The sequence below is a fragment of the Pseudoalteromonas sp. SR44-5 genome, from assembly GCF_014163675.1.
In the GTDB taxonomy this organism is placed as follows: Bacteria; Pseudomonadota; Gammaproteobacteria; order Enterobacterales; family Alteromonadaceae; genus Pseudoalteromonas; species Pseudoalteromonas rhizosphaerae.
The window spans coordinates 88,548-112,220 of the sequence record NZ_JACJDT010000013.1; the positions used below are offsets into that span (position 1 = coordinate 88,548).

Genomic DNA, 23,673 nt, shown 5'->3' on the forward strand with positions numbered 1-23,673 from the left:
TAAAAAAAGGAGCACTAGGCTCCTTTTTATTATCAAAATGAGTAAATTTTACTCAGACGCTGCTTTATCTTGGCTAGCGCTTTGATAAATCAAAATAGGATCTGATTCACCTTTGATCACGGTTTCGTCAATCACGACTTTGCTGACGTTTTCCATTGAAGGAAGTTCGTACATAGTATCGAGTAACACCGCTTCAACGATTGAACGAAGACCACGGGCACCTGTTTTACGCTCCATCGCTTTATGAGCGATAGCACGCAGTGCGTCATCACGGAATTCAAGTTCAACGTCTTCCATACCAAATAATGCGCCGTACTGTTTCGTTAAGGCGTTTTTAGGCTCATTTAATATTTGCACTAAAGCCGACTCATCGAGTTCAGTTAAGGTTGCCACAACAGGTAAACGACCGATGAATTCTGGGATCAAACCATATTTCACTAAATCTTCTGGCTCAACATCTTTAAATGTTTCACTTAAAGAACGGCTCGCCGCAGATTCTTTTACGTTAACCCCAAAACCGATACCGGTATTTTTATGGCTACGCTGCTCAATCACTTTATCAAGACCAGAGAATGCGCCACCACAGATGAATAAGATTTTAGAGGTGTCTACCTGTAAAAACTCTTGCTGTGGATGTTTACGTCCGCCTTGTGGTGGCACTGATGCCACAGTCCCTTCAATCAATTTAAGTAGTGCTTGTTGCACGCCTTCACCTGATACGTCACGGGTGATTGATGGGTTGTCAGATTTACGTGAAATTTTATCAATCTCATCGATGTAAACAATACCACGTTGTGCTTTCTCAACGTCGTAGTCACATTTTTGCAGTAGCTTTTGGATGATGTTTTCAACATCTTCGCCCACATAACCGGCTTCGGTTAATGTGGTTGCATCAGCCATAGTAAATGGCACATCAAGTAAACGCGCTAATGTCTCTGCTAATAATGTTTTACCGCTACCTGTTGGGCCAATAAGTAGGATATTACTTTTACCTAACTCAATGTCGACCTTGGTGCTTTGATTACGTAATCGTTTGTAGTGATTATAAACCGCTACTGACAATACTTTTTTAGCGTGATCTTGACCAATAACATAATCATCTAAATGATTACGAATTTCTTTTGGTGCAGGCAGTTTATCAGAGGTATTGTGCTTAGGCGCAATGTCTTTGATCTCTTCCCTGATAATGTCATTACACAGCTCAACACATTCATCACAAATGTATACTGAAGGCCCTGCAATGAGTTTACGAACTTCATGCTGGCTTTTGCCACAAAAAGAGCAGTATAACAATTTATTACTTTTGTCGCCGTCTGTAGGAGTGTCAGACATTCAGCTACCTCATCTTATACGTTGGCTGCCAAACTACTTAGCAGCTATTTCAATACGTTTTACTATACCAAAAATCTTTGGTTTTCACAGTGTAAACGACTTCAGCAAGTAGCGTTAACTACTCGCTGTTATATTTACTTACTTTCGCGATTAGTAAATACCGCATCAACTAAACCATAATCAACGGCTTGAGTTGCGCTCATAAAGTTATCACGGTCTGTATCTTTTGAAATCACATCTAATGGTTGGCCAGTATGCTCTGCCATTAAACGGTTTAATTTGTCTTTAATAGACAGGATTTCTTTAGCGTGTATTTCAAAGTCAGATGCTTGACCTTGGAAACCACCTAATGGTTGGTGAATCATCACGCGTGAATTAGGTAAACAATAACGTTTGCCTTTTGCACCAGCTGTTAATAAGAATGCACCCATGCTAGCCGCTTGACCAACACAAATTGTACTTACATCTGGTTTAATAAAATTCATGGTGTCGTAGATTGCCATACCCGCAGTCACTGAACCACCCGGTGAATTGATATATAAAAAGATATCTTTTTCTGGGTTTTCTGATTCTAAAAATAGCATTTGCGCTAAGATCAGATTAGCCATGTTGTCTTCAACTTGACCTGTTAAAAAAATGATTCGCTCTTTTAATAGTCTCGAATAAATATCATACGAGCGCTCGCCTTTCGCTGTTTGTTCAACAACCATAGGTACTAATGCATTGAGTGGATCTGTAATACCAGTGTTCATATTTATCTAATTCCTTATGCGCTTATACTTATCCTTATTATAAGGAAGCATAGTTATTTTTTGGCGAAATTGAAGGCCACAAACTAAAATGGCTCGGGCACACTGCATAATACAGAGTAACACGAGCCATTTAATCGTTAGCGAGGGCTTAAGTCAATGACTTATTAAGCACCTTGCTGCGGATTCATGATGTCATCAAATGCTTTTTCAACGTCAGTCACATTTGCTTTAGCTAAAATAGCTTCAACAGCTTGCTCTTCCATTGCTACATTACGCATCTGCTGCATAAGTTGATCATTTGCTTTGTAGTATTCTACAACTTCAGTTGGATCTTCGTATGCAGAAGCCACTGTTGCAATTAATGCTTCAACTTTTGAATCATCAACTTTGATCTCGTTCGCTTTAATTACTTCACCTAATAATAGGCCAGTTTTAACGCGTGTTACAGCTTGCTCGTGGAACAATTCAGCTGGAAGCTCAGGCATGTTTTTAGCGTCGCCACCAAAACGTTGTGCAGCTTGCTGACGTAGTGCATCAATTTCTTGATCTACTAGCGCTTTAGGCACGTCGATTTCGTTGTTAGCTAAAAGACCTTTGATTGCTTGGTCTTTCACGTTCGCTTTAACCGCTTGGTCAAGTTCACGTGTCATGTTCTTTTTAACTTCTTCTTTAAGTGCGTCAACGCCGCCTTCAGTTACGCCAAATTTAGTTGCGAACTCTTCGCTTAATTCAGGTAGCTCTTGCGCTTCAACTTTCTTCACAGTGATTGTGAATTGAGCTGCTTTGCCTTTAAGGTTTTCAGCGTGGTAATCTTCAGGGAAAGTTACGTCAGAAACAACTTCTTCGCCTGCTTTTTTACCTACGATGTTATCTTCAAAACCTGGGATCATACGACCTTGGCCAAGTTCTAATGGGAAATCTTCAGCTTTACCGCCTTCGAACACTTCACCGTCGATAGTACCTACGAAATCAACCGTTACACGGTCTTTCTCGCCAGCAGCTGTGTCAACTTCAGCCCATGATGCATGTTGCTTACGAAGTGTTTCTAGCATGTTTGCTAAATCTTCGTCAGTCACTGATACAGCAGGTTTTTCTACAGCAATTTTATCTAAACCTTGAACTTCAACTTCAGGGTAAACTTCAAATGTTGCAGCAAATTCTAAATCTTTACCCGCTTCAAGTGCTTTAGGAGCAAATGTTGGTGCGCCAGCTGGGTTAATTTTTTCAGCTACGATTGCTTCGTAGAAGTTACGTTGCATTAATTCACCAGCTACTTCCTGACGAACTGCGCCACCGTAACGTTTGTTGATTACAGACGTTGGTACTTTACCAGGACGGAAACCATCAATACGCTGGGTTTTAGACAGTTGTTGTAAGCGTTTTTTTACTTCGGTCTCAACGTTCTCTGCAGGAACGGTGATGGTCAGACGGCGCTCAAGGCCTTGAGTCGTCTCAACAGAAACTTGCATGATATACCTCAATCTTCAATTTTGGCGACTGTTCGCCTTCCTTACAAACACGGTAATCACTATGCGTTTTGGCACGTTTAAAGTCATTAAAGCGACTTATCAACCCCATCTTCACTATAAGATACCAATGCTGCTCTGCCCTTCGGGCACTATGTTAAACAATAGACGCGGCATTATAACCTAATATTTATGATAGTCGAGTCTAGGGGGCAATTATTTGGTCAGATAGCGGATTAAGCAAGCATAGCGGATAAAAAGTAGGCGTTTGAGTGGCAAGTTAGCAAGTTAGCAAGTTAGCAAGGTAGCAAGTTAGCAAGTTAGCAAGTTAGCAATATTTTAGCTTTAAAATTAAGCTGTGAAATATGAATTTTGAATTGTTTTTTATTAATTAAGAAAGTGGTCGGCGATGCAGGATTTGAACCTGCGACCCCTTGGACCCAAACCAAGTGCGCTACCAAACTGCGCTAATCGCCGATATTGAAGTATTAAACCTCGTTTTCATTGAACACTCAAACTGTGTATTTGAGACCACTTTTTGAGAAAGTGGTCGGCGATGCAGGATTTGAACCTGCGACCCCTTGGACCCAAACCAAGTGCGCTACCAAACTGCGCTAATCGCCGATATTATTTTTTGTAAATGGGGTGACTGATGGGGCTCGAACCCACGACAACCGGAATCACAATCCGGGGCTCTACCAACTGAGCTACAACCACCGCTATATTTACATGTTTTCAAATGGTGCACCCAGAAGGATTCGAACCTTCGACCGACGCCTTAGAAGGGCGTTGCTCTATCCAGCTGAGCTATGGGCGCATCGAAAACTTCATAGTTTACCAATAAGCCAATCTATTATAATAGAATAGTTACCTGCTTTTCAGCATTTAACTTGTGACTGTATAGGATATACCCAAACCAATCATTACCATTCTTTATAAATGAGAAAGTGGTCGGCGATGCAGGATTTGAACCTGCGACCCCTTGGACCCAAACCAAGTGCGCTACCAAACTGCGCTAATCGCCGATGCTTACTATTGTTAGCGAGTGACCTCGTTGACAACGGGGTGCATAATAGTGATTTGACCGTGTCAGGTCAAACCTTTTTTTAAGAAAATAAATCAATCGGTCATTTTTAGTTCATAATGGTCAAATATTGTGACGATCAGCTAAAATTTCAACTGTTTTATATAATTAGCGGCTATATCAGAAAAGCAACTTGGCGCATTAGCGCTTTTCTGCGAAAATAGTAAGCATATTAAAAACGAGTAATAAAGAACGTGTTCTTTATTAGCATTATATTACCCCTATTTCTATATGCATTCGTTTTTTTAAAGTATCGGTATTAAGTTAACTAACCCCAATTAAAGGTCACCCATGACGGCAAACATCATCGATGGTAAGGCAATAGCTAAACAAGTACGCAGTGCAGTAGCACAAAGAGTAAGTGAACGTGTTGCAAACGGTTTGCGCGCACCTGGACTTGCAGTTGTACTTGTAGGGCAAGATCCTGCAAGCCAAGTTTATGTAGGTTCAAAACGTAAAGCCTGTGAAGAAGTTGGCTTTATTTCTAAATCATTTGATTTACCAGCAGATACAAACGAGCAAGCATTATTAGATTTAATTGATGAACTCAATAACGATGCACAAGTTGATGGTATTTTAGTACAACTTCCTCTTCCTGCTGGTCTTGATGTTGAAAGAATCCTTGAGCATATCACTCCACTCAAAGATGTTGACGGCTTTCATCCTTATAACATTGGCCGTTTAGCACAGCGTATGCCTGCTCTTCGCCCATGTACGCCAAAAGGTATTATTACACTGCTTGATTCGACCGGTGTAAAATACAAAGGCATGCATGCAGTTGTTGTTGGCGCTTCAAATATTGTTGGTCGTCCTATGGCATTGGAACTATTACTTGCAGGTTGTACAACCACTGTGTGTCATAAATTTACGCAAGATTTAGAAACTCATGTACGCCGTGCTGATCTGTTAGTTGTGGCAGTTGGTAAACCTGAGTTTATTCCTGGGGATTGGGTTAAAGAAGGTGCAATTGTGATCGATGTAGGCATTAATCGTTTAGATAGCGGCAAATTAGTCGGTGACGTACAGTATGAGATCGCTGAACAAAAAGCACATTTCATCACGCCAGTACCTGGCGGCGTAGGCCCAATGACAGTAGCAAGCTTGATTGAAAATACCCTTGAAGCCTGTGAAAAATACCATAGCTAATTAGCCTATAACGTCGCATCAAGAATTAACAAGGGTTGCTGTTTAGCAACCCTTTGTTGTTATTTATGAGGCTATTTTAGCTGAGCGCTGGCGCCGTGTTAGCTTTAACAATTGCGGCAGCACAGAGAAGAAAATCATTAAAACCATTATCGTATATTGCCAAACTTGATAGTGCTCACTTAGTAATACCACGGCGCAAATAATACCTGCGATCGGATTAGCAATCGTACCGAAAGTAAACTCAACCACCGTCATCCGGCCAAGTAACCAAACATACAAGATATACGCAAGCGCTGTATTTGGCACAATTAACCAAAATAATGCAAGCCACTGTATTGAACTGACACCATTAGCAAGTACTTGATATTGTTGTGGATCAAAGTAAATAGCTTGAGTCATTGCTACTAATGATAACAATGATCCGCCAATGATTAGCTGCCATGTTAATACCGTCCACCAATGAGTGTGGCTAGACATTTTTTGCACTAAAGTACTACCAACAACAATTGTTAACAACGCACCAATTAAAGCGAATACTCCTAAGGCATTAATCGTGACATGCTGGGGATCAAATAATCGCCAAGCCAAAATCACTAATATAAGTGCGCACACCGATTGCAAAAACGCTGGACGCTGCTTTTTAAAAACCCACGCATAAATCAACGCAACCACAGGCACAGAGACCATACCAACACCGGCAATTGCCGCTGGTAAATTAACCGCCATAATAAAAATAAAACTAAAAAACAGGGCAATATTAACCACAGCTAATAATACTAAACCGCGCCACTGTTTTGCTTTAGGCCATGATGGTTTAAGCACAAATAACAGTAAACCCGCAGGTAATGCTCGCAACGCGCCAAGTAATATTGGCGGCCAATCTGGGGTGGCATATTTAGTGACCGCATAGGTGGTGCCCCATAAAAAAGCAGGGATCATGGCAAGAAAAATATTCATTTCATTCCTTTCAAAATAACTAAGAAACGCAAAGGTAAAACCTAAGGTTAAGTTGAGGTCAAGCTAGAAAAAATAAAAAGGCTGCCAAATTGGCAACCCTTTGTAATACTTACTAATACAATACTTACTAAAATAATACTTACTAAAATACGTCTTATTCAGCAATGCCTATTTGACTGGCACTAGTAAGGTAATTAATTACGCTTTACGCCATGTAGTTTTACCTGCAGAGTCTTCCAGTATTACTCCAAGTGCATTTAAAGCATCACGCGCTTCATCGGCCGCAGCCCAATCTTTACCCGCGCGCGCTTCATTACGCTTAACTATTAACGCTTCTATTTGGGCAACTTCGTCATCTGCTTGGCCACCTTGTAAAAATGCCTCTGGTGCTTGTTGAGCAACCCCTAACACTTCCCCAAGACTACGCAGTACAAATGCTAACTTACCCGCTTGCTCAGCATCAACGTCTTTTACACGGTTTAGCTCTTTGGCTAATTCAAATAACACCGGTAATGCTTCTGGTGTATTAAAGTCGTCATCCATTGCTTTTCTAAATTTAGCCACATGTTCATTTGTTGCTAAATCACAACTGATAGGCTCAACACCACGAAGTGCCGTATAAATACGCTCAAGCGACGAACGTGCTTGATCTAAGTTCTCTTGCGAGTAATTTAACTGGCTGCGGTAATGACCAGAAATTAAAAAATAACGAACCGATTCAGCATCATATTCTTTAAGTACATCACGAACAGTAAAGAAGTTGTCTAATGATTTTGACATCTTCTCTTTATTTACTTGTACCATCCCCGTATGGATCCAGGTATTGACGTACTTGCCGTTATTTGCACAGCATGATTGCGCAATCTCATTTTCATGGTGTGGAAACTGTAAATCTGAACCACCGCCATGAATATCAAAATGCTCACCTAAATGCTTTGAGCTCATTGCCGAACATTCAATATGCCAACCTGGACGACCTTCGCCCCACGGTGATGTCCATGATGGTTCACCCGCTTTGGCTTTTTTCCATAACACAAAATCAAGTGGATCATCTTTATCTTGTGCTACTTCAACACGCGAACCGGCTTGTAGCATAGTTAAATCTTGCTGTGACAATGCACCGTATTGCTCAAACGTTGAGACGTCAAATAAAACATCGCCGTCGGCTGCAACATAGGCGTGGCCTTTAGTAACTAGTCGTTCAACCATTTCGATAATTTCGTCCATATGACCTGTGACTGTAGGTTCAATGTCTGGACGTAACATGTTTAGACTATCAAAATCTTCATGCATTGCTTTTGTCATACGCACAGTTAAGTCGTTAATCGCTTCGCCATTTTCATTCGCACGCTTAATGATTTTGTCATCAACATCGGTGATATTGCGCACATACTTTAAATCATAACCAATGTGACGAAGATAACGTACGATCACGTCAAAGCTAACAAATGTGCGGGCATGACCAATATGACAATAATCATAAATGGTGATACCACACACATACATGTCGATCTTGCCGTCGACCATAGGTTTAAATTGCTCTTTTTGACGCGTGAGTGTGTTGTATATATTTACCATTTATTTTAAGTCCTTGACTATTTACTTGAATCGCTATGTTAACACTTGAAAAGCCCCTGCTCTAGCGCTTTATCAATTGAATAAGCACTTTGTTAATCTTAGCTAACTAAGATAAAATAGCGGCAAATAAATCAGCTAATAGGAAACCACATGGTTGTTCTACACACAAATTTTGGTGATATCACCATTAACATGCTCAAAGAAGATGCGCCAAACACAGTTAAAAACTTTTTACAGTATGCTAACGCAGGCTTTTACGACGGCACTATTTTTCACCGTGTAATTGATGGTTTCATGGTACAAGGCGGTGGTTTTGAACCAGGTATGACACAAAAAGAAGTGCATGATCCTATTCAAAATGAAGCAAACAATGGCCTTTCTAATAAGATTGGTACACTTGCTATGGCACGTACTCCTGATCCACATTCAGCAACAGCACAGTTTTTCATTAACGTGAATAACAATGACTTCTTAAACTTCAGCAGCGAAACATCTCAAGGCTGGGGTTACTGTGTATTTGCTGAAGTTGTTGAAGGCATGGACGTAGTAGAAAAAATTAAAGCCGTTGCTACAGGTAGCACAGGCTTTCATCAAGACGTACCTCTTGATGACGTTATCATCACAAGCGTAACTGTAAACTAATAGTACGCTTACCCACGTAACGTGGCGTTTTAGCGGGTATCTATGCTATACGTATATGCCCGCTTTATTTATTTTTAAAAGACTTACCTATGACTCGCCAAACCTACTTTATTGCCGACCTCCATTTAAGTGAAAATCGCCCAGATATCAGTGCAGCTTTTTATCAGTTTTTAGATACGCATATTATTAATAAGGATGTAGACGCGCTATATATACTCGGTGACTTTTTTGAAGTATGGGTTGGTGATGACTATGTAACCGCACTCTCAACTGAAGTTGCAAAGCATTTAAAAGTAGTGAGTGATAACGGCACCCCAGTATATTTTGTGCATGGCAATCGTGATTTCATTATGCGCGATAAATACGCCAAACAAGCAGGAATGACTTTATTACCCGAACAGCTGGTAATTGACTTATATGGCACTCCCACTGTCATTTTGCATGGCGATGAAATGTGCACACAAGATATTGAATATCAAAAGTTTCGTAAAAAAGGCCGCAGTTGGTGGTGGCCAAGATTAATGCTTGCTATGCCACTTTGGTATCGTCGTAAAGTTGCGCAAAATGCCAGAGAAAAATCAAAGCAAAATCAAACCGGTAAAGCGCTTGAAATATTAGATGTTACTGAACAAGCGGTACTAGCAACATTTGCAAAACACCAAGTAAAACATATGATCCATGGCCATACCCATCGCCCTAATGTGCATCATTATGAAGTAGATAAGCAAACACTCACTCGCACAGTGCTGGGTGATTGGTATACTCAAGGCTCTTATTTAGTTGTTACCGCACAGACACAAGAACTAGTAAGTGAACCATTCGCACAAATATAAAATATTGTCTACGCTTACTATATTGATCGTTTTTAGTACTGGTCGTAATGCTTAAATTATTTTTCATACTTATTTGTTTATTTTACGCAGGCCATACATACAGCCAAGATAAATGGCTTTTTGTTACCGAGCCTTTTCCCCCGTATTTTTCAGAGCAACTGCCGCAACAAGGTTGGTTAGCTGATATTATTATTACTGCATTAGCAAGCCAAGATATTGAAGCTAGCATTGAGTTTACAACTTGGGCTCGTGCACTAAGATTACTTGAAAAAAATAAGCGAACAGCTCTTTTAGGGGCTTATTATAGCGCCGAGCGAGAAAAAACATTCCACTATTCACGACCATTAGCAAAGTCATTTACTGGATTATTTAAACGAAAAAGTAGCAAAATAAATTACGATGGCAGTTTAACGTCATTACAGCCATACAGCATAAGTAAAGGTAGTAATTATATAGTTAGCGAGGGTTTTAGTAGTGAACATAATTTAGCCATTACAGCGACTAATGACTTGATCAGCAGCTTACGCGTGTTACAGCTTGGCCGCGTTGATTTAGTAGCTGGTACCAAAGAAGTCGGTGAGTACTGGTTAAACAATCATCCACAATTACAAACAGGACAGTCAATCGTATATATCCCTCCTCATTTAGCGTCCCACTACCTATATATTATTTTTTCCAAATCTGCTGTGCAAAGTAAGCAACAATTAATACAATTAGAAAACGGTTTCAACACCATTGTAAATAATGGTGAGGCCGCACAAGTTCTCCTACGCCATGGCTTTTCAGAAGCTAAGACTGAGCAATACCTACAATTTTTAAAACGTTAAAACACAAATGCTTATATGACTATCACTCCAAGCAACGAATTCTGCATCTTAAGATAGTTTGGGTATAGTAATAGTAAACTCAGTTTTAAAGCGCTCTGTAGAGTGTGGATTGGACTGTAATTTAATTTCCCCCTGCAAAATGTGTGTAACCCATTGGTGCACCATATATAAGCCAAGCCCAGTATTGCCAATACCACGAGCTGAGGTGTAAAAAGGCTCAAAGATGTACTGTTGAGACTCTGCTTTAATCCCAACACCGCTATCTGAAATGGTTAATTTAATGGATTGACTAGCAGCTTGTGCTATTTTTATCTCAATTTCACCGACTTGATTTTTGGCAAACCCGTGGGTTAGTGCGTTCATTATCAGGTTTTCTAGCACTTGGGAAATAATTCCTGGTCGGCTTTTTATATCTTGGTCAGTATCAACTAAGGTTTTCACTTTTACGTTTGAGTTTTTTAATCTTGAATTAAGGGAGATCAGTAAATCTTCAGTTATTTTTCTTATATTACATGTGATGACATCATCATTATGACGGTCTATCGCCATTTTTTTAAAACTTTTAACTAATACCGCTGCCTTATTTAAATTAATTTTAGCTAACCCTAAATTTTCCTCAATGCTCTGTGTGCTTTTATCTAATTGCGATTTAGTTAATCCGGTTTTTATCGCGTCACTCAACTTATTAATAACCACATTCGCGTTAGATACTGAGATAATAGCACCGCCAATGGGTGTATTCATCTCATGAGCAACCCCCGCCACCAACAACCCTAAAGACGATAGTTTTCGAGCTTCGAGTAAGCTTGTTTGTAATTGCTGCTGCTGCCTTATAGTTAAATCGAGCTGTTTGTTGACGCTATCTAACTCTACTTTTTCACGCTGTAGTTTATAAGATAAAGTAATTAGTTGCTGTTGGAATAAATATTCACGGTAACTAAAACCAAAACCGCAAATACATAAAACAACACTACACAGAGCAGCATATTGAAAAGCAGTCATTTTTGCATTATACAGCAGCTCTTTAGGGCTACCGATAAGTATAATAATCTCTTTATCTGAATCTGCGGTTCTTTGTGTTGATTCACGTAGTGAAACAATAGAGAATCGCCTGAAAGTATATAAACTGTCATGAAAAATACGTGAGGTGCTTTGTACGTCATGTTCAATGATGTGTTGCCAAAGCGCTGGAGAGTTATTTGCTAGCGAGTTATTAACTTGATTATACATAAACCCAAACTGTAATGCGGGATCCTTATTATACAACCAATAACCATCATGATTTAGAATATTTACTTGGGTGTTTTTTTCATCATATTGTCGAATATTACTAAATAAATAATCCAGATTAAAATTCACTACTAACAAGCCATCTATTAAATAATCACCACCTTGCGTTCTGTAAGTCACCCTAATTGTTGGCTCATGCGGGACAACAACTTTTCCACGCTCAATATTTAAATCAATTTCTGAAATAAATGTATTCGGTGGTGCAACTAACATCCCTTCTTTAAAGTAATAACGATTTTGCTTATTTTGTAATTGTGATACCTCAACAATTTCGCTTTTTTTATTGCTGAAATTAATTCTATAACGTTCTTTACCACTGCGTTCAAGCCAACGTATTTGTGAGATATTGGTTGATACAGAAGCAAAATTTAAAAAATAATCATTTATGAGCTTGTCGCTTTGTTGAGCGCTCAATGTATTTAAACCTGTATTACTTTTTAATACTTGGCCATTTGCTAACAGCTGAGTGAGTTTTTTAATACTGCTTAGCTCTTTAGATAAATCAGTACTCACAAGCACTAGTTTTTCATCTTGGCGCTCTTTTATTATGGTTACTTTTGACTGATAAACTTGCTCGTATACCAGCCAGCCAATTAATATCGCAACAAATAAAATAAACAGCGACTTTATGAGTACGCCTTTTTTGTCGCTATAAAATGAGTTACTTTTTTTAGTCATTTACATTATCAAACTGTGCTAACCAGATCAGTAAATCATCATAAAATAATGGTTTTGCAAAAAAGTAACCTTGGGCCATTTCACAACCTGCTTGTTTTAACCATTGCACCTCAAATTCGTTTTCAACACCCTCAGCAATAACTTTAAAATCAAATTGCTTTGCGAGACTGATGATCATTTTTATCATGTATTGATTATTTATATTATGCTCAAGGTTGCTGACAAAGTAGCGATCAATTTTTATCGCATTCGACGGTATTTCATTTATATGTGCTAACGATGAATAACCCGTACCAAAGTCATCAATACTCACTTTAATACCCAATGCCATAAATCGTGATAAAGCCTCTTTAATAAAGTTGTAATTACTGATCGCTTGGGTTTCTGTCACTTCAAGTTCCAGCATCGAGGGAGATACTTTATATTCCTCAATCCGACTTTTGATAGACTCAAAGTAAGAAGGATCGATCAAGTCATAAGATGATGCGTTAAACGCAATAGGTAAATTTATACCACATTTTTTAAGTTGATTAATTATTTGTAGTATTTTTTCAAAAATAACATTATCTAGCTCATTAATTAAACCAGCTGTTTCAGCAAGTTCTATAAACTCTTCAGGATTTACAAAGCTGCCATCAGCTAACTGCCATCTAGCTAGCGCTTCAAAACCAATTGGTTTTAATGTTTTCAAGCACATTTTTGGTTGCAAAGCGACACGCAATTCTTTGGTACTAATAGCCGTTCTCAAGCGCGCCATTAACTCATAGCGCCTTGTTATTGCCACTGTTTTCTCATCGGTATGCAAAATAAACTTCGCTTGAGTTACTTGCATGTAATTTAAACTCGACTCTGCCAGGCTAATTACTTTTTCGGGAGTAATATTTGATGCGCAACTTAGCTTTAACTCCAACACTCTTACGTCAATAAATTGCTTAACATTTTCAATTTCGTACTTTTGTTTATTATGAAAACGCGCAATATCATCTGTAATATCAAAATCAACATTAATGAGCATGCCAAAGCTACTATTACTAATAATCGCAATTCTGGGGTCATATATTGAAAAAACATCTACAATACTTTTATGTACCAGTTTTATGATTTTTCTACAAAAATCATAACCAAAGGTAAATGCTTTTTCATCAAACTGATAAATATCAAAAATAATTAAACGCATTTTGGATTTTTCATATACGTTCATATTTTTAATTTCGCGAGTTAACCAGTTTCTATTCTGTAAGTTTAATGAAACATCGGTATAGGCAAGCTCGGTTAATCTATTTAATAATGAAATATTAGCAAATCCGCTACTGACGTTTTCACTAAATACTTTCAATAAATATTCGTTTTCTTCACTAATGGGATTATCTGATTTTACCAAGGTAATATAGTGCGTGCCTTCAGCAATGGTTGCTGGGAAGAAGAAGATACTATGCTGATTTGAAAACACATGACGTTTCTCTTGAATCGCTAGCTGGAAGTCATCGTACATATCGGCCAGTAAATTGCTATCTACTTTTTGTCCTTTCATACCATTAAAGCAGCCGTTGGTAGTGAGGATCATTGCATTGTCGCCTTTATCAAGGTTGCTTGAACAAAGGATCCCGCCTCCCTCGGATATTTTTAAAATATTGCTTAGTTCTTGCAGCACGGCAGCTGAGTATGAGCCCATATCATGTTTGCTATTAATGCTCCTTGATGCATCAAGCACAAGTTGCAAACCTTGTTTAGCGGCTGTTATTTGCGAAATATATTGCCAAGTTCGCATATTACTATTAACGATTGATTCAAGCTTTTGCGCAGAAATGTCAGACTTATTCCAGTACTCATCAATATCGAGCATTTTCATCACATCGGTTTCAGGGGCTAAACCGGGCTGCCCTGTTAGTAACACGATACGCATTTCAGCGTTGCCAATCACTTCTCTGATGGTATTTACCAAACGCAGTCCGGAGTCATCTTCTTCCATAACCACATCGATAAAAACAAGTGCTATATCTGGGTGCATACTTAAAGCAAGCGCAGCTTCTGGTACTGAGTTGGCCGCTAATAACTCATATTTGTAGCCTTCTTTGGCCTTTAATTCTTTTAAGCTATTAACTAATGCATGTTGATAATCGAGATCATCCTCAACGGTTAGAATTTTCCATACTTTAAGGTCAGTATTTACTAACTCTTCCTCAGCAGAAAATACAAATAATCCCTCTTTTTCATCCATATATACCCACCAAAATAATAATAGCAATGGCCTTTCATTTACAATGCATTGCAAAGCAATAAAATAACTGATAAATAAAAAAATTAACTTGCTTTAAATATTAGGTGAGAGTTTTTGATGTGTCTAATTTAAAAACACTTTTGATAATAAAGTATGTGCTACAGCATGGCTTGAAAGCTGCAGCACATGTTAGTGTTGGTTAAGCGCTTTTATTTACCGGCGTACCACTGTGAAACTTAAAATCGTCATCAAAAGATGTAATTAACTGCGCTTCAATTTCACCAAACTCTTTAACCCGCTCGGTAATATCAAAACCAGCAATTTCTTGGGCAAGAGTTAAATAGTCTTGATAGTGGCGTGCCTCAGAGCGCAATAACGAAATATAAAAATCACCTAAACGCTTATCTACATGGGGTGCAAGCGCGGCAAAACGCTCGCACGAACGAGCTTCGATGTAAGCACCGACTATGAGCTTATCGACCAGTGCATCTGGCTCAAAGGTTTTTACATGTCTTAGCATACCCTTAGCATAACGACACGGCGTAATACTTTGATACTCAATACCGTACTCATCCATGATCTCTAATACTTGATAAAAGTGGTGCAGCTCTTCTTTGATCAACATCACCATTTTATCAACCAAATCTTGCCCATAAGCTGAATCAGATTTTGGGATCACTGCTTTAGTCAGTTTGTTTTTAGCCGCAAGATCGCGCCAATTCCCTTCACGTTTGTATATCAGCGTTTCAAACGGCTTCAGCCACTCAAGCAAGGCATCGCTGCTTTGTTTATCCACGGCGTATTTACGAATTAAAAACATCGCAGATTGCGCGGCTTTAAGCTCACAGATGAGATGATCAATTAAAATAACCGCTAGGTTTTCTTTTTTAGTGGCTTCATCAATCCACCCTAAAGGGGTTTCACAACGTAAAAATTGCTTAATCGGTTCTAAAAGTTTGCTATGTGGCACGAAGGGAGTTGCTCATTAGTATCTGTCATTAAGAAAATGATTTTATCATGAAAAATGACTGATAATAAAACAAAGCTGGGGGTTTGATTAATTAAATAACCCGAACTCTAGTTAAATATATCCCCGCTGATTTTTTTGCTTTCGTCTCTCATTGGTGTTTCTTGACAAGACCCCATTACTGAACCATAACTTAATACAAGCTGTATAAAAATAAAACAGCGAACTAATACCAATCGACTTAAATATTTAACCATTCTAGCGAGCTAAATAAAGCGCTAACTGCGTTATAATTTTTTCAAGTAGAACAACTACATGTCAAAATTTACGCCTTGTTATCACTGTATTTCTCTGTCGCTATAAATGGTCAGTAACTTAACACGATTGGTATAATTCCTTTTCATGGGGCACACAATTATGATACTAAACCATCTTTGGGGCATATATGCCCATCCACTCGAAGAGTGGCAAACAATAGATAACCGCCACGAGAGCTTAACATATAGCCTATCACATATATTACTGATAGCGTTGTTTCCATCTGCAATGGGTTATTACTCATCGGTTTATTTAGGCTGGAGTATCGGGGCTGGTAATCCGGTATTTTTAACCCACGATAGTGCAATACTGATTGCTGCAGCTATGTATGGCGCTTTAATTGTGGGTGTGTTTGCGCTGGCTTATTTAGCACATTGGATGGCTGTTACTTTTGGTGCAGAACCAACCTTTACCCAAACCTTAGAACTTGCAGCGTATACTTCAACACCAGTATTTATGTCTGCACTAGCGGCATTTTGGCCAGAGCTATGGTTTGTTGTATGTTTGGGTTTGGTCGCTTTAGGCTATTCGGTCTACTTACTGTATACCGGTGTGCCCATTTTGATGCATATACCGCAAGAGCGTGGCTTTATTTACGCAAGCTCTGTGGTAACTTGCGGACTAATTTTACTGGTGATTATTTTAGCTGTCACCGCCATATTGTGGACCAACGGTATCGTAAGTCCAACCTTTACATGATACCTAGTTCAACGTTAGAAGCTGTAAAATGTAGTATAAAGTAGTGTTATTATTTTCTTTCCTTCGCAAAAAAGGAGCTAAATTTAGCTCCTTTTTTATTTCGCTAGGCAGAGATTAATCTGAGCCGTTTTCTTCTTGATTATGTAACTCTAAACCAGAAGACATGGCACTTTCACGACTACTTTTTGCCGAATCATTACGCAGCTGTTCAATACGATTCAAATAATTCTGATCGATACCACCGGTAATATATTGGCCATCAAATACTGATGTTTCAAATCGTGTAATTTCTGGGTTTTCCTGCGCTACGGCAGCAATCAAATCAGGTAACGATTGGAAAATCAAACCATCTGAGCCAATGCTTGCATTGATATCTTCAACTTCACGTCCATGGGCAATCAACTCAGCCGCAGATGGCATATCAATACCATACACGTTCGGAAAGCGAATTTCAGGTGCAGCAGAAGCAAAGTAAACGTTTTTAGCACCAGACTCACGCGCCATTTCAACAATTTGTGCTGAAGTAGTGCCACGTACAATCGAGTCATCAACTAGTAATACGTTTTTACCTTTAAACTCACGGTCAATTGCATTGAGCTTTTGACGTACTGACTTTTTACGCATTTCCTGACCAGGCATGATAAACGTACGGCCAATGTAACGGTTTTTAACAAACCCTTGGCGATATGGCAGATTAAGTACGCGGGCGATTTCCAATGCCACATCACATGATGTTTCTGGGATTGGAATAACAACATCAATATCTTTATCAGCCCATTCGCGAGCAATTTTTTCGCCAAGCTTAGTGCCCATATTTACACGTGTAGCGTAAACAGACATGCGATCGATATTTGAGTCTGGACGTGCAAAGTAAACAAATTCAAAGATACATGGCGAATAAGATACTTTATCTGCGCATGTTTGTGAGTAAAACTCACCGCCTTCAGTAACATATATCGCTTCACCAGGAGCGACATCACGCACAAATTCAAAACCATCGGTTTTTAACGCAACGCTTTCAGAGGCAAACATATACTCGGTGCCATTTGCAGTTTCACGTTTACCAAACACTAATGGACGAATACCATTTGGGTCACGAAACGCGATAATACCATGGCCAATTACCATAGCGATGGTGGCATAACCGCCTTGAACTTTATTTATAACTTCGGTGATACCGTTAAAAATATCTTCAGGGTCAAGATGTAGTTTATTTGGTTTACTTAATTCATGAGCCATGATGTTAAGTAAAATTTCAGAATCTGAGGTTGTGTTAACGTGGCGACGTGCTTCACAGAACAATTGATCTTTAAGCTGCTCTGCATTGGTTAAGTTACCGTTGTGTGCTAAAGCAATACCGAACGGTGAGTTAACATAGAACGGCTGCGCTTCAGACGAGCTAGAAGAACCTGCTGTCGGATAGCGTACATGGCCGATACCAATAGTGCCTTGTAAACGCTTCATATGACGGGTGTGAAATACATCTTTCACTAAGCCATTTGCTTTGCGTAAACTAAAGGTGTTGTTTTCAATGGTAATGATGCCCGCGGCATCTTGACCACGGTGTTGCAAAACAGTTAAGCCATCATAAATCGCCTGATTTACAGGAGATGTTCCGACTATTCCAACGATACCACACATGAAATTTTTCCTCGCCGATTAACGGTTGACCGAATTTAAAAAGCTAGAGTTATTTTCGAGGTATGAAAAAAACCACTCAACAACAAAGCCAAATTCTGGGATCAAAATAGAGTTACCCCACCAGTGCGTATTGGGTGCACCAGTAAAAGCATCAAGAAAGAAGAGTAACGCGCTCACGACCAACACGCCACGAAGTGCACCAAAGACAATGCCGAAGACACGGTCTGTGCCAGACAAACCAGTACGTTGTACAAGTTCACCTAGAAGGTAGTTTAACAATCCGCCTAACAATAGCGTCGCAAAGAATAATATGGCAATGGCCGCTGCATTTCTTAAAAGGGGTTCAGAAATACTTGTTAGGAATGATGCTAAATATTGGTAAAACAAGCTAGATATGATAAATGCGCCAGCCCACACAGCCAAAGACATTGCTTCTTTTATAAAGCCACGAATTAAACCGATAATAGTAGACAGTGCAATAATGCCAAAGATGGCGTAATCAACCCAGATCATATGAACCAACTAGTCGTTAATTTGGGGCGCATTCTATAAGAGGTCAGCACTAAATGCCAGATCATTTTGCTACTTCAAATTGGGTAACTTTTCCGTTAAGTTTAGTAAGTGCTTTTAATTCAGGGAGTTTGCTCTCAAGCTGGGCTTTATCAAGCGACGGACCCACAAAAACTTTGGTTAAAGTACCATTTGGTGTTTTAACTGGACGGGTAAAGGTTTTAAACCCTTTGTCACTTAGTTTAGCTTGTAGCGATTTTACATTCGCACTATGCGAAAAGCTCCCCAACTGAATTACATATGCCATTTTCGATAAATTTTCTTCAGGCTTACGTGATGGCTCAGACTTTTTTTCAACAGGTTGTGCTGTAGTCGTTGCTACAGTAGTTTGCTCAGTCGATGCTTCAACCATTTTTTTCGCTACTAGCGTCGTCTCTTCAACCGCATCAGAGGAACTTGAGATTAGGTCATCATCTGGCAATATATCTTCCTCAGGCTCTTCGTTTGGCTGTTGTGCGTTAGCCACTTGATCATCTATTGAATCTTGCAAGTCAATAGTTGTGAACTCAGGACGTTCCGGAATGGCTTTAAAGCCTTCTTTGTAATGTACTTTTTCGCCATCAAGAATATTAGGAATAAACACGATAGCTGCAATCACCACAATAGTTGTGCCGACTAAACGATTTATAAAGCCTGAGTTCACCTGATTCCTCTCTATTTTTTCCAATAATTGATAGCAGCTGCAACAGTTAAGAAGGAGCCAAATATGATTAACACCGTCTTCTCATCAAGCTGTGGCAACACACCATCCAATGCGTCTGCAACTGTTTGATATTTTTCAATTGGCGCGCTTGTATGCACATTATCCATGGATTTAGCTAAATTCTCTACTTTATCGCCACGAAAGCAATTAAGTCCGGCTAAACACCACGCATCAACTACCGGGCTAACTTCATTTAATACAGCGACTTTGTCTTTATCAGCCAGCATAGCGACTAACGCATGAACTTTAAAGCCTTGATCTTGCAGGTTAGCTAACTTTTTAGCTAAATAGCGTGCAGATTCAGCATTATGTGCCACATCAGTATAGACCATAGGTTTGCTGCTTAGTTGCTGAAAACGCCCTTCAACAACTAAATTAGCTAAACAATCACGGATCACTGCCTCACTAGGTAATAAATCTAACACGGCTAATGTGGTTAGTGCCGTTGCCGCGTTTTGGCATGGGATTGATGGTTTAGCAAACTCAAAGTGATGGGCTTGATATTGCCAACTAAAACTTTGCGCATGCTCTTTAAATATAAAGTCACGCCCTGATAAATGCATCACCGTGTTAATTTCATGACCGTAGTCGGTGACTGTGTGCGGTATATTTAAATCGCCGACAATGGCAGGTGTGCCAGTACGGAAGATCCCTGCTTTATCATAACCCACAAGCTCTCGCGTATCACCAAGGTACTCTTTATGATCTAGATCTATGGTGGTGATCACACTGGCAAATGGAGTAACAATATTGGTAGCATCGAAACGCCCACCTAAACCCACTTCTAACAGCACATAATCAACGCTATGGCGTTTAAAAATAGCCAGTGCGCCTAAGGTGCCATACTCAAAATAAGTCAGTGGCGTGTCACCGCGGCCTTGCTCGAGCAAGTCAAACGCATCAACATGAAATTGATCATCAAGCTCAGCGCCATTAATGCGCACTCGCTCGTTATAATGAATTAAATGAGGAGAGGCATAGGTACCAACCGAATAACCTTGGGCAAGCAGCAGTGATTCTAAACATCGGGCAGTGGTGCCTTTGCCATTGGTGCCGGCTATTAGAATAATTTTACTTGGGCTATCTAGTAAACCAATGGTATTGGCAACTTTGGCAACGCGTTCTAAACCCATGGCAATATTTGCTGGGTGAACACTTTCTAAATAACAAAGCCAATCATCAAGGCTTGATGATTGGCTAGGAAGATTTTTTGTCATAGCGTGTAATCAGTAAAGCTGAAATTTACGCTACTCTATGCTCTTGTTCCGTAGAAGGCAAGTTCATAAATTTAGCTAGTATGCGGGCAAGTGTGTCACGCATTTCACGGCGATCAATAATCATATCGATGGCACCATGCTCGAGTAGAAATTCACTTCGTTGGAAGCCTTCAGGTAAGGTTTCGCGCACAGTTTGTTCAATTACACGAGGACCCGCAAAGCCGATTAATGCTTTTGGCTCCGCCACGTTGATATCACCTAGCATAGCTAATGATGCTGATACACCGCCCATAGTTGGGTCAGTCATTACTGAGATAAACGGTAAGCCTTGTTCGCTCATCTTAGCAAGTGCAGCACTGGTTTTAGCCATTTGCATAAGCGACATTAGTGCCTCTTGCATACGTGCGCCACCTGAAGCTGAGAAGCAAATTAGCGGCATGTTATGCTCTAAACACTGATCAACAGCATCCACAAAACGTGCGCCAACAACCGATGCCATTGACCCACCCATAAATGAGAATTCAAATGCGACGGCGGCCACTGGAATGCCTTTTAAGCGTCCCTTCATCGCGACTAATGCGTCTTTTTCGCCACTTGATTTTTGTGCGGCGGCGATACGATCTGAATATTTTTTCGAGTCTTTAAACTTTAAAATATCTTTTGGTTCGTGCTGTGTGCCAAGTTCTTGGCGGTCGCCATCATCCAAAAAGTGCTCAAGGCGTTTACGGCCACTCACACGCATGTGGTGATTGCATTTAGGACATACATTGAGTGATTTTTCTAATTCAGCTTTATATAAAATCGAATCACAATCTGTACACTTTGCCCAAACACCTTCAGGGATCTCTTTACGAGCCGAAGACTTTGTTGTTTTAGGTAGGATTTTTTCTAACCAACTCATTTGCAACTCTCTTAATACTATTCTGTGCTTTGCTGCGTTCCTGCCAAATCATTATTGACAGACAAATTTTTTCAATTAAAACATGAATTCCACACAGGCGGTATAAAAAACTGGTCTTAGTAGTGAAATGCCTGCAAGGTTATGTTTAATTTATCACCAATTAACCCTTCACATCCGTTAAGAATAAAGGGCCAAGTGGTGTCGACGGAATTTCAAACCGCGCCGGATAGTCAACATCAACTAAGTATAAACCTGCCGCCTTTGCCGTCGCACTGGCTTTGGCTCGCTCTTTTAAATCAAGTAACTCTTTTAGCCACACAGGTTGCTGCTTATGAATACCAATATCGGTTAAGCAACCGGTAATGTTACGCACCATGTGGTGTAAAAATGCATTAGCCTTAATATCAATAATCACATAACTGCCTTGACGCTCAACTGACAAGTGATGAATAGTACGTGTAGCAGTATTCGCTTGACAATGCAAAGCTCTGAATGACGTAAAATCATGCTCGCCTAATAGATATTGACATGCTTCTTGCATTTTAGTTTCATCAAGTGGGTGATGAAAATGCGTAACGCCTTCATTTAATATTGCTCCTCGAAAGGCGTTATTGTAAATAACATAACGATAACGACGAGCTGTAGCACTAAAACGTGCATGAAAATCATCACTCACCGGTTTTGCATAGCGAATAGCAATATCTTTCGGTAGCAAGGTATTCATACCCATAGTAAATGCAACCATATCGCGTTCAGCATCGGTATCAAAATGCACCACTTGCCCAGTGCCATGCACGCCGGCATCAGTGCGCCCAGCACAGACTATTTCAACTGGATGATTACAAATACGCGAAAGCGCGGTTTCTACTTCTTGTTGTACGCTATTTACATGCGATTGACGTTGCCAACCACTATAACGGGCGCCGTTGTACTCAACTCCAAGTGCTACTCGCATAATTACTGCTTTACCTACTGTGCTAATGAACGGGGCATTTTATGCTATCTGACGCTGCAATAAAAGTGACTCTATACAAATTAAGCGCACAGTAGCCAAGCGACCTTTTTTCTATTGCTAAAAAAACGGGGAGTAAACTAAATTTACTCCCCGTTTTAACTATAAATGCAGAAACAACTTACAGTAATTTTGCTTTTAAGCTTTGTGCTTCTTCTTGTACTTCTTCGGGACCATTTGCTATCACTTCGTCAATAGCGTCAAGGGCTGCATCCATATCCCCTATTTCAATATAAGCACGTGCTAAATCAAGTTTTGCAGAATAACCGCCACTTTCAGCATCCACATCAGTTGGGTTATCTCCAGCAAGTAAGGCATCAAACTCACTTAATCCGACATCCATATTTACATCATCATAAGGTTCATAATCTAAGCTTGTATCATCACTTTGTTCAATCAAAGCATCAATATCGACAAATTCATCCGCAACGATGTCCTCATTTGTTGATGTATTCACGTCTTCACTTAATTGCTCCGCCGACGGCACATCATCAGGTACTGAAAGCTCTTCAAGTGCAGCAAGATCTTCACTGAGTAACGCATTGAAATCAACTTCAAACTCGCTGCTATCATCTATTTCTAAAGACTCAGGTTCAGCCAACTCACTAAGCAATGCATCAAAATCTGTTTGGGTGAGATCAGCCATAAAATCATCATCAAGCTGATCATCTGACAACGATTGTTCCAGTGGATCTTCAAGTTCAGTCGCGAAATCACCATGATATTCATCTTCTAACGCATCTGTAAGTTCATCTTCAACAACTGCTTCATCTTCAGTAACTAGTTCGTCTTCAGCAACTGGTTCGTCTTCAACAACTGGCTCGTCTTCAGCAACTTGCTCA

Annotated in this window: 20 protein-coding genes and 5 tRNA genes; 5 read left to right on the top strand and 20 right to left on the bottom strand. The window is 39.7% G+C overall.

Annotated features, from left to right (window positions below; all coding sequences use genetic code 11):
• Window positions 1–48 precede the first annotated feature (48 nt).
• The 8 genes from clpX to H5154_RS09760 form a co-directional block, all read right to left on the bottom strand.
• The gene (gene clpX / locus H5154_RS09725; RefSeq protein ID WP_182718145.1) at window positions 49–1,332 is read right to left on the bottom strand and encodes an ATP-dependent protease ATP-binding subunit ClpX; all 1,284 of its coding nucleotides are present in this window, start codon (window positions 1,330–1,332) and stop codon (window positions 49–51) included.
• 134 nt (window positions 1,333–1,466) lie between these two features.
• Window positions 1,467–2,084 (bottom strand): ATP-dependent Clp endopeptidase proteolytic subunit ClpP, encoded by a 618-nt coding sequence (gene clpP, locus H5154_RS09730; protein WP_064668127.1) that lies wholly within the window; start codon window positions 2,082–2,084, stop codon window positions 1,467–1,469.
• A 164-nt stretch (window positions 2,085–2,248) separates the two neighbouring features.
• Entirely contained in the window at window positions 2,249–3,553 is a 1,305-nt protein-coding gene (gene tig, locus H5154_RS09735) for a trigger factor (RefSeq protein WP_182718146.1), read from the bottom strand.
• A 397-nt stretch (window positions 3,554–3,950) separates the two neighbouring features.
• A tRNA-Pro gene (locus H5154_RS09740) sits at window positions 3,951–4,027 on the bottom strand.
• A gap of 70 nt (window positions 4,028–4,097) precedes the next feature.
• Window positions 4,098–4,174 (bottom strand) — tRNA-Pro (locus tag H5154_RS09745).
• Window positions 4,175–4,191: 17 nt separating this feature from the next.
• Window positions 4,192–4,267, bottom strand: a tRNA-His gene (locus tag H5154_RS09750).
• A 23-nt stretch (window positions 4,268–4,290) separates the two neighbouring features.
• A tRNA-Arg gene (locus tag H5154_RS09755) sits at window positions 4,291–4,367 on the bottom strand.
• Between the two features lie 131 nt (window positions 4,368–4,498).
• Window positions 4,499–4,575: transfer RNA gene (locus H5154_RS09760), tRNA-Pro, on the bottom strand.
• A 350-nt stretch (window positions 4,576–4,925) separates the two neighbouring features.
• Between H5154_RS09760 and folD the strand changes: the two genes are divergently transcribed.
• Window positions 4,926–5,780, top strand: coding sequence for a bifunctional methylenetetrahydrofolate dehydrogenase/methenyltetrahydrofolate cyclohydrolase FolD (gene folD, locus H5154_RS09765; protein ID WP_149980758.1), 855 nt, complete (start codon window positions 4,926–4,928; stop codon window positions 5,778–5,780).
• 63 nt (window positions 5,781–5,843) lie between these two features.
• Here folD and H5154_RS09770 read toward each other — a convergent pair whose 3' ends face one another.
• Both H5154_RS09770 and cysS read right to left on the bottom strand, forming a co-directional pair.
• Entirely contained in the window at window positions 5,844–6,737 is an 894-nt protein-coding gene (locus H5154_RS09770) for a DMT family transporter (RefSeq protein WP_182718147.1), read from the bottom strand.
• A 198-nt stretch (window positions 6,738–6,935) separates the two neighbouring features.
• A complete protein-coding gene (gene cysS, locus H5154_RS09775; protein ID WP_182718148.1) occupies window positions 6,936–8,315 on the bottom strand; it encodes a cysteine--tRNA ligase in 1,380 nt (459 codons plus the stop codon).
• A 150-nt stretch (window positions 8,316–8,465) separates the two neighbouring features.
• Between cysS and H5154_RS09780 the strand changes: the two genes are divergently transcribed.
• The 3 genes from H5154_RS09780 to H5154_RS09790 all read left to right on the top strand — a co-directional run bounded on the left by H5154_RS09780 (window position 8,466) and on the right by H5154_RS09790 (window position 10,617).
• On the top strand, window positions 8,466–8,957 hold the full coding sequence (locus H5154_RS09780; RefSeq protein WP_145241476.1) for a peptidylprolyl isomerase: 492 nt from the start codon (window positions 8,466–8,468) through the stop codon (window positions 8,955–8,957).
• An 89-nt stretch (window positions 8,958–9,046) separates the two neighbouring features.
• A complete protein-coding gene (locus tag H5154_RS09785; RefSeq protein ID WP_182718149.1) occupies window positions 9,047–9,790 on the top strand; it encodes a UDP-2,3-diacylglucosamine diphosphatase in 744 nt (247 codons plus the stop codon).
• A 47-nt stretch (window positions 9,791–9,837) separates the two neighbouring features.
• The gene (locus tag H5154_RS09790; RefSeq protein WP_182718150.1) at window positions 9,838–10,617 is read left to right on the top strand and encodes an ABC transporter substrate-binding protein; all 780 of its coding nucleotides are present in this window, start codon (window positions 9,838–9,840) and stop codon (window positions 10,615–10,617) included.
• A 48-nt stretch (window positions 10,618–10,665) separates the two neighbouring features.
• On the opposite strand, the gene H5154_RS09795 is transcribed toward H5154_RS09790, so the two are convergent.
• The 3 genes from H5154_RS09795 to miaE form a co-directional block, all read right to left on the bottom strand.
• Window positions 10,666–12,585, bottom strand: coding sequence for a sensor histidine kinase (locus H5154_RS09795; protein WP_182718151.1), 1,920 nt, complete (start codon window positions 12,583–12,585; stop codon window positions 10,666–10,668).
• Window positions 12,578–14,803 carry an EAL domain-containing protein gene (locus tag H5154_RS09800; protein ID WP_182718152.1) on the bottom strand — a complete coding sequence of 742 codons (2,226 nt, stop codon included), beginning with the start codon at window positions 14,801–14,803 and terminating at the stop codon, window positions 12,578–12,580. Before H5154_RS09800 ends, H5154_RS09795 begins: the two co-directional genes overlap by 8 nt.
• A 199-nt stretch (window positions 14,804–15,002) precedes the next feature.
• Window positions 15,003–15,773: a tRNA isopentenyl-2-thiomethyl-A-37 hydroxylase MiaE gene (gene miaE / locus H5154_RS09805; protein WP_182718153.1), complete on the bottom strand. Its 771-nt coding sequence runs from the start codon at window positions 15,771–15,773 to the stop codon at window positions 15,003–15,005.
• A 414-nt stretch (window positions 15,774–16,187) separates the two neighbouring features.
• On the opposite strand from miaE, the gene H5154_RS09810 reads away from it, so the two are divergent.
• Complete coding sequence (locus H5154_RS09810) at window positions 16,188–16,787, top strand: Yip1 family protein (RefSeq protein ID WP_182718154.1); 600 nt, start codon at window positions 16,188–16,190, stop codon at window positions 16,785–16,787.
• A 114-nt stretch (window positions 16,788–16,901) separates the two neighbouring features.
• Here H5154_RS09810 and purF read toward each other — a convergent pair whose 3' ends face one another.
• The 7 genes from purF to H5154_RS09845 form a co-directional block, all read right to left on the bottom strand.
• Window positions 16,902–18,428 (bottom strand): amidophosphoribosyltransferase, encoded by a 1,527-nt coding sequence (purF, locus tag H5154_RS09815; protein WP_182718155.1) that lies wholly within the window; start codon window positions 18,426–18,428, stop codon window positions 16,902–16,904.
• Window positions 18,429–18,446: 18 nt separating this feature from the next.
• Window positions 18,447–18,941 (bottom strand): CvpA family protein, encoded by a 495-nt coding sequence (locus H5154_RS09820; protein WP_054206292.1) that lies wholly within the window; start codon window positions 18,939–18,941, stop codon window positions 18,447–18,449.
• 61 nt (window positions 18,942–19,002) lie between these two features.
• A complete protein-coding gene (locus H5154_RS09825) occupies window positions 19,003–19,641 on the bottom strand; it encodes an SPOR domain-containing protein (protein ID WP_182718156.1) in 639 nt (212 codons plus the stop codon).
• Between the two features lie 11 nt (window positions 19,642–19,652).
• The gene (folC, locus tag H5154_RS09830; RefSeq protein WP_182718157.1) at window positions 19,653–20,918 is read right to left on the bottom strand and encodes a bifunctional tetrahydrofolate synthase/dihydrofolate synthase; all 1,266 of its coding nucleotides are present in this window, start codon (window positions 20,916–20,918) and stop codon (window positions 19,653–19,655) included.
• 25 nt (window positions 20,919–20,943) lie between these two features.
• Complete coding sequence (accD, locus tag H5154_RS09835) at window positions 20,944–21,819, bottom strand: acetyl-CoA carboxylase, carboxyltransferase subunit beta (RefSeq protein WP_145241496.1); 876 nt, start codon at window positions 21,817–21,819, stop codon at window positions 20,944–20,946.
• Between the two features lie 160 nt (window positions 21,820–21,979).
• Window positions 21,980–22,774 carry a tRNA pseudouridine(38-40) synthase TruA gene (gene truA, locus H5154_RS09840; RefSeq protein WP_149980769.1) on the bottom strand — a complete coding sequence of 265 codons (795 nt, stop codon included), beginning with the start codon at window positions 22,772–22,774 and terminating at the stop codon, window positions 21,980–21,982.
• Between the two features lie 178 nt (window positions 22,775–22,952).
• A partial coding sequence (locus tag H5154_RS09845) for a FimV/HubP family polar landmark protein (protein ID WP_310736607.1) occupies window positions 22,953–23,673 on the bottom strand: 721 nt, incomplete at its 5' end.

Bases quoted from the DNA above. Each gene is read 5' to 3' on its own strand.
- clpX (WP_182718145.1), bottom strand. From the start codon at position 1,332: ATGTCTGACACTCCTACAGACGGCGACAAAAGTAATAAATTGTTATAC.
- clpP (WP_064668127.1), bottom strand. From the start codon at position 2,084: ATGAACACTGGTATTACAGATCCACTCAATGCATTAGTACCTATGGTT.
- tig (WP_182718146.1), bottom strand. From the start codon at position 3,553: ATGCAAGTTTCTGTTGAGACGACTCAAGGCCTTGAGCGCCGTCTGACC.
- folD (WP_149980758.1), top strand. From the start codon at position 4,926: ATGACGGCAAACATCATCGATGGTAAGGCAATAGCTAAACAAGTACGC.
- H5154_RS09770 (WP_182718147.1), bottom strand. From the start codon at position 6,737: ATGAATATTTTTCTTGCCATGATCCCTGCTTTTTTATGGGGCACCACC.
- cysS (WP_182718148.1), bottom strand. From the start codon at position 8,315: ATGGTAAATATATACAACACACTCACGCGTCAAAAAGAGCAATTTAAA.
- H5154_RS09780 (WP_145241476.1), top strand. From the start codon at position 8,466: ATGGTTGTTCTACACACAAATTTTGGTGATATCACCATTAACATGCTC.
- H5154_RS09785 (WP_182718149.1), top strand. From the start codon at position 9,047: ATGACTCGCCAAACCTACTTTATTGCCGACCTCCATTTAAGTGAAAAT.
- H5154_RS09790 (WP_182718150.1), top strand. From the start codon at position 9,838: ATGCTTAAATTATTTTTCATACTTATTTGTTTATTTTACGCAGGCCAT.
- H5154_RS09795 (WP_182718151.1), bottom strand. From the start codon at position 12,585: ATGACTAAAAAAAGTAACTCATTTTATAGCGACAAAAAAGGCGTACTC.
- H5154_RS09800 (WP_182718152.1), bottom strand. From the start codon at position 14,803: ATGGATGAAAAAGAGGGATTATTTGTATTTTCTGCTGAGGAAGAGTTA.
- H5154_RS09810 (WP_182718154.1), top strand. From the start codon at position 16,188: ATGATACTAAACCATCTTTGGGGCATATATGCCCATCCACTCGAAGAG.
- purF (WP_182718155.1), bottom strand. From the start codon at position 18,428: ATGTGTGGTATCGTTGGAATAGTCGGAACATCTCCTGTAAATCAGGCG.
- H5154_RS09820 (WP_054206292.1), bottom strand. From the start codon at position 18,941: ATGATCTGGGTTGATTACGCCATCTTTGGCATTATTGCACTGTCTACT.
- folC (WP_182718157.1), bottom strand. From the start codon at position 20,918: ATGACAAAAAATCTTCCTAGCCAATCATCAAGCCTTGATGATTGGCTT.
- accD (WP_145241496.1), bottom strand. From the start codon at position 21,819: ATGAGTTGGTTAGAAAAAATCCTACCTAAAACAACAAAGTCTTCGGCT.
- truA (WP_149980769.1), bottom strand. From the start codon at position 22,774: ATGCGAGTAGCACTTGGAGTTGAGTACAACGGCGCCCGTTATAGTGGT.